This is a genomic window from Comamonas odontotermitis, from assembly GCF_020080045.1.
GTDB lineage: Bacteria > Pseudomonadota > Gammaproteobacteria > Burkholderiales > Burkholderiaceae_C > Comamonas > Comamonas odontotermitis.
On sequence record NZ_CP083451.1, the window covers coordinates 3844968 to 3859507 of the forward strand.

General features: G+C 59.9%; 11 protein-coding genes. All 11 read right to left on the reverse strand.

Translation table 11 applies throughout. The features are described from left to right. Positions 1-30 precede the first annotated feature (30 nt). The gene (dalD, locus tag LAD35_RS17760; protein ID WP_224152782.1) at positions 31-1422 is read right to left on the reverse strand and encodes a D-arabinitol 4-dehydrogenase; all 1392 of its coding nucleotides are present in this window, start codon (positions 1420-1422) and stop codon (positions 31-33) included. 63 nt (positions 1423-1485) lie between these two features. After that, complete coding sequence (locus LAD35_RS17765; protein ID WP_224150278.1) at positions 1486-2520, reverse strand: ABC transporter ATP-binding protein; 1035 nt, start codon at positions 2518-2520, stop codon at positions 1486-1488. A 21-nt stretch (positions 2521-2541) separates the two neighbouring features. Further along, positions 2542-3381, reverse strand: coding sequence for a carbohydrate ABC transporter permease (locus tag LAD35_RS17770; protein ID WP_224150279.1), 840 nt, complete (start codon positions 3379-3381; stop codon positions 2542-2544). A gap of 10 nt (positions 3382-3391) precedes the next feature. Then, entirely contained in the window at positions 3392-4249 is an 858-nt protein-coding gene (locus LAD35_RS17775; RefSeq protein WP_224150280.1) for a carbohydrate ABC transporter permease, read from the reverse strand. Between the two features lie 177 nt (positions 4250-4426). After that, entirely contained in the window at positions 4427-5743 is a 1317-nt protein-coding gene (locus LAD35_RS17780) for an ABC transporter substrate-binding protein (RefSeq protein WP_224150281.1), read from the reverse strand. A gap of 350 nt (positions 5744-6093) precedes the next feature. Further along, positions 6094-6984 carry a transporter substrate-binding domain-containing protein gene (locus LAD35_RS17785; RefSeq protein WP_224150282.1) on the reverse strand — a complete coding sequence of 297 codons (891 nt, stop codon included), beginning with the start codon at positions 6982-6984 and terminating at the stop codon, positions 6094-6096. 262 nt (positions 6985-7246) lie between these two features. Beyond that, positions 7247-8854 (reverse strand): glucose-6-phosphate isomerase, encoded by a 1608-nt coding sequence (gene pgi / locus LAD35_RS17790; RefSeq protein ID WP_224150283.1) that lies wholly within the window; start codon positions 8852-8854, stop codon positions 7247-7249. Positions 8855-8989: 135 nt separating this feature from the next. Continuing rightward, complete coding sequence (gene tal / locus LAD35_RS17795) at positions 8990-9937, reverse strand: transaldolase (protein WP_224150284.1); 948 nt, start codon at positions 9935-9937, stop codon at positions 8990-8992. Between the two features lie 145 nt (positions 9938-10082). Further along, the gene (locus tag LAD35_RS17800; protein ID WP_224150285.1) at positions 10083-11126 is read right to left on the reverse strand and encodes an ABC transporter ATP-binding protein; all 1044 of its coding nucleotides are present in this window, start codon (positions 11124-11126) and stop codon (positions 10083-10085) included. A 1-nt stretch (position 11127) separates the two neighbouring features. Continuing rightward, entirely contained in the window at positions 11128-13371 is a 2244-nt protein-coding gene (locus tag LAD35_RS17805; RefSeq protein ID WP_224152784.1) for an ABC transporter permease, read from the reverse strand. Between the two features lie 56 nt (positions 13372-13427). Then, positions 13428-14438 carry an ABC transporter substrate-binding protein gene (locus LAD35_RS17810; protein ID WP_224150286.1) on the reverse strand — a complete coding sequence of 337 codons (1011 nt, stop codon included), beginning with the start codon at positions 14436-14438 and terminating at the stop codon, positions 13428-13430. Positions 14439-14540: the final 102 nt, after the last annotated feature.

Below are 14540 nucleotides of genomic sequence, written 5' to 3' on the forward strand. Positions count from 1 at the left end.
GGCCCCCGGCCAGGTCAGTCCATGCCTGTATCATGCCGCGGCCTGCAACTGGGCAACCCGGCTGGCTGCGCGGCGCACCGCATCGGTCAGACGCGCTTCGCCTGCAATATCGCCCCACAAAATCTTGTCGGCGCACAAAGCCTCCACGGGATCGGCAGCGGCGCAGATAGCATGCGCTACGGCTGGATTCATGCTCTGGTCCTGGTAGGTATAGCTCAACTGCCCTGCATGCCAGCGCTGTAGAACGGCAAGAAACAGGGCGGGCAGCATGGCCACACTGTCAATCTCAGCATGTGCCGCCAGCCGCTCGCGTACGGTGGGCGCGATGAAGCCCGGAATCTTGGCAAACCCATCGGCCGCCACACGCTGATTGGTGTCACGGATGGCGGGGTTGGAAAAACGCTCCAGCACTACATCGCGGTAGGCGGGTAAGTCGACGGGACTGGCGTGACCGGGTTGGCTCAGACAGGGGATGGCATCGTTGGTGACATAGTCGTAAGCCATCTGGCGAATGGCCGGTGTACGCACGCCTTCGTGGATGTATTGCAGCCCGCAGAGCGTAGCGGCCCACGCGATACAGCTATGGCTGGCGTTGAGAATGCGGATCTTGGCTTCTTCATATGGCTGCACGGATTGCACCAGTTCTACACCCACGCGCTCCCAAGCCGGGCGACCAGCAATGAAATCATCCTCGATCACCCACTGAATGAAGCTCTCGGCGGTGACCGGCGCAGCATCATCCCAGCCAGTGGCGTGACGCACGCGACCACGCAAGTCGGCAGGCGGACGTGGCGTGATGCGGTCCACCATGGTGTTGGGGCTGGCCGTGTGCGCCTGGGCCCACGCCAGCAGCGGCGCATCTCCAGCGTATTCAATGAAATCCAGCAGCCCGGCACGAAAGCGCTCGCCATTGTGGCGCAGATTGTCGCAATTGAGCAGCGTCACCGGCCCTGCCTTGGCTGCCATGCGCGCGCGCAAAATGGCAGTGATTGCGCCATAGATGGTCGTGCCTTCTGCGCGCAATTGACCGCGCCGTGCGCATTCGAGATCCACCAACAGATCGGGGTAGCTCAGATCCAGCCGATGCTCGTGGTTCAGGTAGTAGCCTGCTTCGGTGACGGTGAACGAGATGATGCGTGTAGCCGGATCGGCCCCTCGGGCCAGCATGGCAGCCTGGCCCGGTACATAGGGGATGATCTCCTGGATGGCTTCGATGCGCTCGTAGCGGTACTCGCCTGCGGGAGACACGGTTTCCAGCGTGTAAGCGCCATTTTGCGCACGCAGCGCATTCAATACATCCGCCATGTCGGGCCGCAGATTGGTGCCAGCCAGCGACCATTGCACCTCGCCCGCACCGCGCAATGCCTGCAAGTATGCCGCTTGATGCGCGCGATGAAAGGAACCCAATCCCAGATGAAGCACCACCAGCCCGGCGGGTGCAGGAGAAGATGTCACACAGACCTCCCAGAAATTCTGACTACAAAATCACGCAGCGGCAAGGCTGCGGCCGTCACGGTTGAACAGGTGCAGCATCGACGGATCCACCTCCACCCCCACGCCGTCGCCCGCATGCAGCGTTGTGCGATCGTTCTGTCGCGCCACCATGGTGATGCCATCGATATTCACGTGGATCAGCGTATCTGCCCCCAGCGCTTCCACCAGTTCCACGCGCCCCGGCATACCGCTGGCTGCGCCTGGGTGGATGCGAACACTCTCGGGCCGCACGCCGACAAACCCATCTGCCGGCAATCGCCCGTCACTCAGTTGCGACACCGTAGGCAACGCGTTGGCTGGCAGCATGTTCATCGATGGCATACCAATGAACTGGGCGACGAACTGGTTGGCCGGTCGGTCGTACAGCGCAAGTGGCGATCCCACCTGCTCAATCAGCCCATCCTTGAACACCACCACCTTGTCAGCCAGGGTCATGGCTTCCACCTGGTCGTGCGTCACGTAGATCGTCGTGGCGCCCAATGATTCGTGCAACTTCTTGATCTCTACCCGTGTATTGCCGCGCAACGCGGCGTCCAGATTGGAGAGCGGCTCGTCAAACAAGAAGACCTTGGGCGCACGCACGATCGCGCGCCCGATGGCCACGCGCTGGCGCTGGCCCCCCGAAAGTTCCTTGGGCGTACGCTGCAGGTATTTGGAGAGATTGAGCTTGTCAGCGGCGGCTTCGACCTTCTGCCGGATCTCCGGCGCCGGCACCTTGGCAAGCTTGAGCGCAAAGGACATGTTGTCGTACACGCTCATGTGTGGGTAGAGCGCGTAGCTCTGAAATACCATCGCCAGATCCCGCTTTCCCGAGGGCGCATGGGTGATGTCGCGTCCGTCCAGCAGCATCTGCCCGCTGCTGACCGGCTCCAGGCCGGCGATCAGGCGCAGCAGGGTCGATTTTCCGCAGCCCGACGGGCCGACGAAGACGATGAATTCGCCTTGTTCAATCGACAGATCCACGCCTTTGATGATGTGTGCATCGCCAAACCGCTTCTGGATGTTCTTGAGTTGGAGGAAAGCCATGATGTTGTCTCCATCTTTTGGTTACTTGACCGCACCAAAGGTGAGGCCCTGAACCAGTTGTTTCTGCGAAAACCAACCAAAAACCACGATTGGTGCAATGGCCATCAGCGAAGCCGCCGACAGCTTGGCCCAGAACAGACCCTCCGGGCTGGAGTACGACGCGATCAGCGTGGCCAGCGTGCCTGCCTTGGCTGATGTGAGGTTCAGCGCCCAAAAGGCCTCGTTCCAGCTCAGCACCAGGCACAGCAGACCACAGGAGGCCATGCCACCCACCATGAGGGGCATCACCACATAGCGGAACTCCATCCACAGCGTGGCACCATCCATGCGCGCAGCTTCCAGAATTTCGTGCGGGATGTCCTTGAGGCTGGTGTAGAGCATCCACACCATGATGGGTAGATTGGAAAGCGTAAATACCACGATCAATGCAGGCAGGCTATCGAGCATGCCTGCGGTCTGCGCCATCACGTAGACAGGCACCAACGCGCCAACCGCGGGCATCATCTTGGTGGAGAGCATCCACATCAGGATGTCGCGCGTCTTTCTGGTACGGAAGAACGCCATCGAATAGGCCGCAGGCAATGCAATCGCCAGACCAATGAGGGTAGAGGCCACACTGGTGATGAGCGAGTTGCGCGCATACAGCAGGTAATCGCTGCGGCGCTGTACTTCGGCAAAATTTTCCAGCGATGGCTCAAAGACGAAGAGCGGCGGCACGGCAATGGCCTGCAACTCTGTCTTGAACGCCGTGAGAAACAGCCAGCCAAGCGGAAAGAACAGCAGCAGCGAAACGGCCCATGCAGCCGCCGTTCGGGCCAAGGTAGGAACAAGAGTGCGGAGCGCAAAAGGGTGGGATGACATGCAGGGCTCCTCAATCCAGGTTTTTTCCGATGATGCGAATCAAGAAGGCCGCGACGATGTTGGCCAGCACCACTGCAAAAAGCGCACCGGCAGAGGCCACACCCACGTCAAAATTGAGCAGCGACTGCTTGAAGATCATGTAGGTGATATTTGTGCTGGCATTGCCCGGGCCGCCGCCGGTCGTGATGGCGATCTCGGCAAAGACCGAGAGCAGAAAGATCATCTCGATCATGATGACCACCGCCATCGGCCGCCCCAGATGCGGAAGCATGAGGTAGAAGAAGCGCTGCGGTCCATTCGCGCCATCCATGCGCGCAGCTTCCATCTGGTCGCGATCCAGTGACTGAAGCGAAGTGATGAAGATCAAGCATGCGAAGGGCAGCCACTGCCAGGAAACCATGATGATGATCGACAGCAATGGCCAGTCGGTCAACCAGTCAACCGGTTCGGCGCCGAAGCTGCGCCACAGATCGGCCAGAATCCCATAGATCGGATTCATCATCATGTGCTTCCACAGCAGCGCATTGACGGCGGGCATGACGAAAAAAGGCGAGATCAGCAACACCCGCACAAGTCCACGCCCTGGAAAAGGCTCGTTGACGAGGAGCGCCAGCAGCACACCCAACACCACGGTGATGCCGATCACGCTGCCAATGAGCAGCAGCGTGTTCCACACAGCCGGCCAGAAATCAGGATCAGTGACGAAGTACTGGAAATTTTCAATACCTGAAAAACTGCGCTCACCCGGTTGCATCAGGTTGTAGTTGACGAACGAGAAGTACAGCGTCATCAACAGTGGCACGATCATCCAGAGAAGGAGCGCAATCACAGCAGGCGCCATCAGGGCGCGGGGAAGCAGACGTTGCATAAGGCATTCCGGCTAACAACAGTGAACATGAGCGTGAGAAATGGCTTGGCGCATGTATGAACCTACAGGCTCCAGCCTCTTCTCAAACGCCTTGCCTTTATCCCCGCAGTCACTGCTGCATGGATAGGGCTGGTGCGTACTCCACAGGGAGTGCACAAGCAAGAAGCACGAATGCGCTTACTTGTAGTAGCCGCCCTTTTTCATTTCACGCTCGGCCATCGTCTGCGACGTCTTGAGCGCCTGCTCGACCGACACCTTGCCTGCGAGTGCCGCGCTCATCTGCTGGCCCACTGCAACGCCAATGGCCTGAAACTCCGGAATGGCTGCGTACTGCACGCCCGCATAGGGCGATGGAGGCAATGTGTTCTCTCCAGCATTGGGGTTGGCCGCATCGATGGAGCGCTTCTCAGCTGCAGCAAATCCGGCGACCTTCTGGAACTCCGGGTTCGCGTACGTCGATTTGCGCGTACCCGTAGGTACTGCCCTCCAGCCGTGCTCCCTGGCAACCAGGCTGATGTAATCCTTGGAGGTGGCCCACCGGATGAACTTCTGCGCTGCCTCGCCCTTGGATGAGCTGGCGGGAATGGCCAGATTCCACGACCACAGCCAATTGGCACCCTTGGGGGTGACAGCCACCGGCGCCTGTGCATACGCCACCTTGTCGGCCACCTTTGATTGCTTGGGATCCGAGATGAAAGAGGCAGCAATGGTCGCATCCACCCACTGAGCGCACTTTCCTTCGTTGAAGAGCGCCAGGTTTTCGTTGAAGCTGTTGGCCGATGCGCCCGGGGGGCCATTCTTTTTCATCAGATCGACGTAAAAGCCGATTGCATCCTTCCACGGCTGGGTTTCAATCTGCGGTTTCCAGGCCATGTCGAACCACTGGCCACCGTAGGTATTGACCATGGTTGTCAGAAGCGCCATGTTGTCGCCCCAACCAGGTTTGCCACGAAGGCAGATGCCGTATACACCGGCCTTGGGGTCGTTAACCTTGGTCGCAAAATCCTTGACCTCTGTCCATGTCGGCGGATCGCTGAACTTGACGCCCGCCTTGTCAGCGAGATCCTTGCGGTACATGAGCATGGAGCTTTCTGCGTAGAAGGGCGCCGCATAGAGCTTGCCCTGGTGGCTCAGCCCGCTGCGAATGGCAGGCAGCAGATCGTCCACGTCATAGGCGGCATCGGTGGCAATGGGCTGGAGCCAGCCTTTCTTCGACCAGATCGGCGCTTCATACAAACCGATGGTCATCACATCGAACTGCCCACCTTTGGTGGCGATATCGGTCGTCACACGCTGACGCAAGGTACCCTCTTCCAGCGTCACCCACTTGAGCTTGATGCCTGGGTTGGCCTTCTCAAAAAAGGGGGTGAGCTTCTGCATCTCGATCATGTGGCCGTTGTTCACGGTGGCAATGACGAGTTCGGTATCCGCATGGGCATCAAACCCGACAGTAGCGAGTGCAAGCACGAGGCCGGCTGGGGCAAAGCGCATCATGACATCTCCTTGGTGTTATCTATGACCGAGGATTGTCCGCATGCCCGCTTGCGAGTCCGGTACCATTTTCTCCACATTCAATACTCTCTTGCACCAATGCAATAGGGTATTCCCTTTTTTAGAGATACAAATACAGATAGAAGTTACGCCACCACGAAACCACCGCCTACCGCGAGGCGATCACAACCACCTGCGCGGTCTGGCCAGCCGCCCCTTCTCCGCCGCACACCCCGGTGCTCCATACAATCGGAGGTACGGCATGGGCCCGATGTGAACGGAGCCCGGCGATAGAAATTGGCAACAAAAAACCCAGCCAAAGCTGGGTTTGCAATCAAGCCAGGGAGAAGACCTTACTGGTCGGCGTAGGCTTCCAAGGGCTTGTCGTTGGGTTCCAGGATGAGTTTCTTCAGCGTGTCGCTCATCGGCAGATTCAAGGCCATGTTCTTGGGCGGAATCGGCTGCATGAACCACTTGTCGTATACCTTGGCCAGTTCGCCGGATTTCATCAGCTTGGTCAGGCTGTCGTCCACCGCCTTCTTGAAAGCAGGGTCGTCCTTGCGGAACAGGATGGCAATGGGCTCGGAGCCCAGCACTTCTCCCACGATCTTGTAACCCTTGGGATTGGCGGAGTTGGCAATCACGCCCGCCAGCAGGTTGTCATCCAGCACAAAGGCATCGGCACGGCCGGATTCGAGCAGCATGAAGCTCTCGAAATGGTCCTTGCCCAAGGTGGTGGGCAGGTTGACGTTGTTGTCCTTGCCAAACTTGCGCAGCAACTGCACGGCCGTGGTGCCTGCCGAGGCGGCCACGTTCTTGCCGTCAAGCTGCTTGAGGCTGGTGATGTTGGAATCTGCCTTGACGGCTGCGCGCACCTGGCTCACATAGGTTGTCACCGCAAACGACACCTGCTTTTGGCGGGTGAGGTTGTTGGTCGTGGGGCCGCAGCCGATGTCCACCGTGCCGTTCTGCACCAGCGGCATGGTGTTCTGCGCGGTCAATGCCATGTATTCGATCTTGGCATTGGGCGCGATTTCCTTGAGCACGCGCTCGCACAGTTCCACGTGGTAGCCGCCAAAAGTCTGGTTGGAACCAATGGCATAGGCCATGGGTGCCGAGCTTTCGCGCACGCCCATCACCACCTTGCCGGTGCTATTGATCTTGTCGAACGTGCTTTGCGCCATGGCTGCGCCGCCTGCGGCTACGGCCATTGCCGCCACCGCCATCTTGATGCTGAATTTCATTATTGGTATCCCCTTGGAAATGACGAATGCAGCAGTCCGGTCGATCTCCGGGCTGCTGCGCCAGCCTTGTCAGTGTGCTGTGGGCTCTGCGCGGTCGCCATCCAGAAAAGCCCCGAGTGGGAGCCGGCCCGAAAGTTTGCGCTCGCGCAATAACTGAACAAGTATTCCAGAGACCGAGAGGATTCCCAACCGCTGATTCGGAAGCATGTATTACCGAATTGGAAACAACATGCTGCAGCGCAGTGTCAAGCAGCCATTGTCGTCAAGGAGCCAGCTTGTTCACGAGTGCCTGGGTGGAAGGGTCCACGCCCTGCCAGTCGTTGCGGTCGCGCCGGGCGAACAGTTCTTTGGCCAGTTGCTTGCCCAGCTCCACGCCCCATTGGTCAAAGCTGTTGATGCCCCACAGGGCCCCGCTGACAAATACACGGTGCTCGTACAGCGCAATCAGTGCGCCCAGCGTCATGGGCGAGAGCTTGTCCACCAGCAGGAAAGTGCTGGGGCGGTTGCCCGGGCAGTATCGGGGGCCGGTTTCCTCGGTGCGCCCCACCAGCAGGGCCTGGGCCTGTGCGATGGCGTTGATGACCAGGTTATTCTGGTGGCTCGCCAGCGTCTTGCCGCCATCGCGGGCCGCGATGAACTCGACTGGAATCACATCCCGCCCCTGGTGGATCATCTGGAAGAACGCATGCTGGCCATTGGTGCCTGGCTCCCCCCAGACCACGGGAGAGGTGGAATATGGCAACACCTGGTTGTACACGTCCATGCCCTTGCCATTGCTCTCCATCTCCAGCTGCTGAAGGTAGGCTGAGAGACGTCGCAGGCCATGGCTGTATGGTGCGACGCAGCGCGAACCAAAGCCGAAGAAGTTGCGATACCAGATATCGAGCAGACCCATGCGCACCGGCAGGTTCAACTCCAACGGCGCCGTCTTGAAGTGCACATCCATGTCATGCGCGCCGCGCAGCAACGCACGAAAATGATCCGCCCCCACCGCGATCGCAATGGGTAGCCCGATGACCGACCACAGCGAATAGCGGCCACCCACCCAGTCCCAGAAACCCAGGGTGGTATCGATACCAAACTTGGCGGCAGCCTCGGTGTTGGTTGTCAGCGCCCAGAAATGCCTGGAAATCGACAATGCCGCAGCACGGTCGTCGCTGCCACCTTGCGCCACAAACCACTCCCGCGCCGAATGCGCATTGACCATGGTCTCCAGCGTGGTGAATGATTTGGAGGCCACCAGGAACAAGGTGGACTCGGGCCTGACCTGCGCCAGCACGTGGCCCAGCTCATGGCCATCCACATTCGAGACGAAGTGGAAGCGTTTGCCTTCGATACGCCAGTCTTCCAGCGCATTGACGACCATGGCCGGCCCCAGGTCGGAGCCGCCGATGCCGATATTGACGATGTCGGTGATCTGCGGATTGGCTCGCACCTGCTCGGCCAGCGCCAACATCTGGTTCAGGCTGGCGTGGACTTCCTGCAAAGCGCCGCGCACCGCAGCGTTGCTGCCAGGCAGCCAGCTGTTCAGCCCTTCTTCGGGCTGGCGCAGCAACCAATGCATGACGGCGCGGTCTTCCGACTGATTGATGGCATCGCCTGCAAACATCGCATCGCGATAGCGTTCCAGCTCGCATTCGCGCGCCAGTTGCAGCAGCAATTGCTGGCTGGTCGCATCCACCCGGTTCTTGGACAGATCGGCAAACACGTGTGGCGCCTGCTGCGAGAAAGAGGCATAGCGGGACGGATCCTGCACAAAGGCCTCGCGCACGTCCAGCTGCTGGCCGGTCGTCCCAAAATACTGCTGCAGCTGCTGCCAGGCAGGCGTCTGGTCGCAGCGCTTGCGCTGCATGGAGAAAGCTGAGTTCATGGTGGTGGGCCTGCATACCGGAGGCGCAGGCGCTTGAGAAACAATCACTGAAACGGTCTGGCAAGCTGCAGTCTGATCGACCCGGCGCGAAGAGGCCAGGCGAAGACGGCGACGCAGGCCGAATGCAGTCCTCTATCAGGCCGCTTGCAGCAGTTTATCGAGCTTGATGGCATCGGCGACAAAGGCACGAATGCCCTCGGCCAATTTCTCGGTGGCCATCGCATCTTCATTCAATGCAAAGCGAAAACCTGCTTCGTCGTACTGCACGGGCTCCAGCTGCATGCGCTTGGCGGCATCGGCTGACAGAGCCTGCGCCACTGGCGCATCGGCGGCGGCCAACTGCGCCAGCAGATCGGGCGATATGGTCAGCAGGTCGCAGCCAGCCAATGCAATCACCTGGCCGATATTGCGGAAGCTCGCACCCATCACCTCGGTTGCAATGCCAAAGTGCTTGTAGTAATTGAAGATGGCCCGTACCGATTGCACGCCCGGATCATTGGCGCCAGCCATGGCGGCCTCGTCCCAGTTGCTGCCCGCCTGCTTTTTGTACCAGTCGTAGATGCGCCCCACAAAAGGCGAGATCAGCTGTACCTTGGCTTGCCCACAGGCAATGGCCTGGCATTGCGCGAACAGCAAGGTCAGGTTGGTGTGGATGCCTTGTTCTTCCAGGCGCTTGGCTGCCTGAATGCCTTCCCAGGTCGATGCGACCTTGATCAGCACGCGGTCGATATGCACGCCTTCGGCCTGGTACAGCGCGATGATGCGCTGGGCACGGACCACGGTGGCCTCAGTATCGAATGAGAGGCGCGCATCGACTTCCGTCGACACCCTGCCAGGAATGATGGACAGGATCTCGGTGCCAAAGCGCACCAGCAGACGGTCCATGATTTCATCGGTGGGCTTGCCGCGGAACTTCTGCACTGTTTCCGTCAGCAGCGGCGCATATTCCGGCTTTTGCACGGCTTTCAGAATCAGCGACGGATTGGTGGTGGCATCCTGCGGCTGGAATTGCGCCAGTTGGTGGAAATCGCCGGTATCTGCCACCACCGTGGTCAGCGCTTTCAGTGCATCGAGTTGGTTCATGGTCGCTTGCTAAAAAAGAGAGCTTTCAGCACCCATCCATATTGGGTTTCAATGATTTTTATCACTAAACTCCAATCAAGACGAGCGCCATCAGCTATGGTTTTTGCACTACTTCCGCTGTTTTCCAGGGGAATGCATGCATCGCTCACTTCGTTTGTACGACAGAGACGCCGTGCTGGCCCAAGCTTAACCCAACTTGCGCCCCGATCGGCAGCACCCGGCCCAGATCGGGCGAGACAACAAAAATCGCGCCCAGTGCCGTATCGAATGTGTATTCGTAGCCGCTTCCCAGATAGGCGCGCTTGGCCAGGGTAGCGGCAATGCCTGTGCCCGCAGCCTCAATCTGCCATGCTTCGGGCCGCACGGCCACTTTCACCTCTCCGGGTACCACCGGCTGGCGCGGGTTCAGCACCAATGGCCCCAGATGCACGCGGCCATCGGCCTGGGCCACTCCCGGGAACAGCATGGCTTCACCCATGAAACCCGCCACAAACTCGGATTGCGGCGCCTCGTACAGCTCTTGCGGCGTACCACGCTGCGCGATGCGCCCCACATCCATCACGATGATCTGGTCACTGACGGCCAGCGCCTCGCTTTGGTCATGCGTCACGTAGGCAACGGTCAGTTGCAGGCGCTGCTGCAGTGCGCGAATCTCTTCACGCATTTCGCGGCGCAGGCGCGCATCCAGATTGGAAAGGGGCTCGTCAAACAGCAGCACTGCCGGCTCCAGCACCAGGGCCCGCGCCAGGGCCACGCGCTGCTGCTGGCCACCCGACAGTTCACTCGGCAGCCGGTCATCGAACCGGTCCAGACCCACATTGCGCAGGGCTTCCACCGCGCGGCGCCGACCTTCCTCCTTGGCCACACCGGACATGCGCAGACCGTACTGCACGTTTTCCAGCACGGTCATGTGCGGAAAGAGCGCGTAGCTCTGGAACATCATGCTGACGTTGCGCTGCGCGGGGCCCAGCGTGGTCACATCCTGTCCGTCGATGAAGATACGGCCACTGGTGGGAGATTCGAGCCCGGCGATCATGCGCAGGGTCGTGGTCTTGCCGCAGCCCGAAGGGCCGAGGATGGTGCTCAGGCTGCCTCTGGGTACCTCAAAACTGATGTCCTTCACTGCCAACGGCGCATCAGCACTGCTGCCATAGCGTTTGGAGATATTTTCAAAAACAATACCGCTCATATCAATGCACTCCCTGCGTTCCTGCTGCAGCCTTGGCCTTGCGGCGGCCCAGCGAACGCTCTCCCACCAGCCACTGGATGGCCGCCGTTACCAAAGACATCAGCACGATCAGCACCGTGCAGTAGGCCAGCGCAATGCCATAGTCGCCATTGCCGACGCGGCCGATGATGTAGGTGGTTGCCAATTCGTTCTCGGCGGTGACCAGAAAGATCACCGCGCTCACCGTCGTGATCGCCCGCACAAAGCTGTAGACCAGCGCCGTCACCAAGGCGGGCTTGAGCAGCGGCAGCACCACATGGCGCAAGGTCTGCACGCTGCCTGCGCGCAGCATCATCGAGGCTTCATCCAGCGATTTGTCCAGTTGCTTGAACGCCGCCGTACCCGCACGCACGCCAACTGGCAGGTTGCGGAACATGAAGCACAGAATGATGATGAGCGAGGTTCCCGTCAGCTCAAAAGGTGGGACATTGAAGGCCAGGATATAGCTCACGCCCAGCACCGTGCCAGGGATGGCAAAGGCCAGCAGCGCTGAGAACTCGAACGCGCTCTGGCCCTTGAACTCGGTACGCGCCAGGAGCCACGCAATGAGCAACCCAACCGTAGCGGTCATTGGCGCCGAAATGGCAGCAAGCTTGATGGTAGTGAAGAACGAGTTCCAGGCCGTGCCCGCCCACACGATGCCAAACTGCCCCCACTCCAGCGCAAAAGCCGAGCGGAAATGGTTCAGGGTCGGCGTGTAGTCACGCCCCCAGGTCTGCACAAAGCCGCCGGCAAACGCGAACGCATACACCACCAGGGTGAACAGCATCCATGGCACTGCAATACCGTATACCGCACGACGAATACCAGTCGGCAGCGGCATGGGAATGCCCGCATCGCCCTTGCCAGATACCGTGGTGTAGCTCTTGCTGCCCAGTACCTTGCGCTGCAGCATGAAAACGCCCAGCGCAAATACCATCAGAATCCAGGCGAGTGACGCGGCACGCCCCTGGTCGTACTGCGCACCAACAATGGAGAAGAAGATTTCGGTAGACAGCACCGCAAACTGACCGCCCACCACAATCGGGTTGCCAAAATCGGCCATGCTTTCGATAAAGCCGACCAGGAACGCATTGGCAAGACCCGGCTTGAGCAGCGGCAAGGTGATCGTCCAGAAAGTCTGCACCGGGCTGGCGCGCAGCGTTTGCGCTGCCTCTTCCATGCTGGGTGCCACACCTTGCACCACGCTGCGCATGATCATGAAGGCAATCGGCGTGAACGCGAAGGTCTGCGACACCCACACGCCAAACCAGCCATAGAACCAACGCGTCGGCTCGATGCCGAACCAGGACTCAAGCGCTGCATTGACGATGCCTGCGCGGCCAAACAGCAGAATCAGGCCCAGGCCCACGACAAACGGCGGTGTGATGATGGGCAGCAGCGCCAGCACATTCAGCGCCTTGCTGCCCTTGCGGCCTGAACGCTCGGCCATCAGCGCCATCAAGGTCCCCAGGAAGGTGGTGCTGGCAGCCGTCATCAGGCCGATGAACAAGGTGTTCCAGGCCACACCGCAGCGCTTGCCATCGCTGATGCAGGCCAGCCCGAAATTGCGTTCGTTGAAGACGCGGCCGATGATGGCGGTCCACTGCAATTGGTTGTCTTCGGTGAAGAAGGCACCAGCGAGCGCCTTGGTGACCGGGTAGACGATGAAAAGTGCCAGCAGACTCGCGCACCCCACCACGGCTGCCGCGACAAACAGATCGCCCTTGAAGAACCCGCGTCGCGCCAGACCGAAGGCGAACAGAACCATCAGGCTGGTGAGCACGACAAATGCCCCCCAACCGAAGCCGAATTGGCGCACATCCAGCTCGCCCCAGGCCTGGTTCATCCATTCGTACGACCAGCCGCGCGCGCCAATGGAAAAACCGCTGCCGAGCAAGGCCAGCAAACCCAGCGCACCACCCAGCAGCAGAACCGCACCCTGCTTTTTGCCCGCAGGCATGCCGGCCGCCACCGCTGCCAGCGCCAATCCGGCTACGCCGCCCCACAGCCAACCCCTGCCCCATTGCAAGGCCTGCATCAGTCCATTGCCCGCCGATTCGTCGCTGAACACATCAGCGACCTTGGCAAGCCCGTTGGCATCCTGAATGGCATACCACGGCAGCACCACATAGGCTGCCAGCCCTAACAACACCCAGGCCCAGAGCGCCTGGTTGGCGCCCTGGGCCTTGCGTGCAGGGCGTATTGCCGGTGATGGCACCGGCATTTTTGCTACTGCATTCATTGCTTTCTCCGCCCGGATGACGGGCGCTAAGACCTGTTTTACTTGGAGTCCTGAACTTCTTTTTCCCACTTCGAGATCAGGCGGCGGCGCTCGGCGCTGGCGCCGTACTTCGCATAGTCGTAGTTGATCAGCTTCATCTTGGCGGGATCAACGACACGCGGGTCCTTGGGCACATTCTTGTTGCTGGGCAGTTGGTACTGTTTGGCCGCCAGACCGAATTGCTGGCCGCCCGGCGTCAGCGCCCATTCATAGAACGCCTTGGCGTTGGCGGTGTTGGGACCATGCTTGACGATGCTCATGGAACCGATTTCCGCCCCCGTGCCTTCGGCAGGGGTGTTGGAATCAACCGGAAAGCCATGTACGGCCTCGGTGGTCACATCATGCACAAAACTGATCGACACCATGGTCTCGCCCCGCGCCACCGCCTTGACCGGCGCCGTGCCCGCACGGGTATAGGTGGAGATGTTCTTGTTGAGCGCGCGCAGGTAATCGAAGGCCTTGTCCTCACCCATGATCTGCACCAGGGTGGCAATCACCGTATAGGCGGTGCCGCTGCTGGCGGGGTTGGCCATCTGCACCTCGCCCTTGTACTCGGGCTTGATCAAATCAGCCCACGAGGCAGGCGCTGCCACCTTTTTCTTGGCCAGCAGCTCCTTGTTGAAACCAAAGCCCAGAGGGCCCAGGTAAACGCCCACCGTGCGGAACTTGGAATCTTCTGCCTGGCGAACCGCCCAGGGGTACAGCTCCTTGAGCAGCGGCGATTTGTATTCCAGAGTCAGGCCCATCTCGGCTGCCTGCAAATGCGTGTCGCCGGTACCGCCAAACCACAGGTCGGTCTTGGGATTGGCCTTTTCGGCATTGAGCTGTGCCAGCGCCTCGCCAGAGCCCTTTTGCGTGATGTTGACCTTGACACCCGTCGTCTTGGTATAGACCGTGGCCATGGTGTTGCACCATTCGGCCTGCACCGAGCAGATCACATTGACTTGCCCCTGGGCTTGCGCTCCCCACGCTGCGGCCACCAACGCGCCACCTATCAACCAACGCTGCATAGTTTTCTCCTTGCCGGATAAATGTATTAATTGCTCGATTGTCGCTGTCGATTATCGTCATCAAACTGACATATTTCAAAAAGCGACGCTTCATTCGCCTGA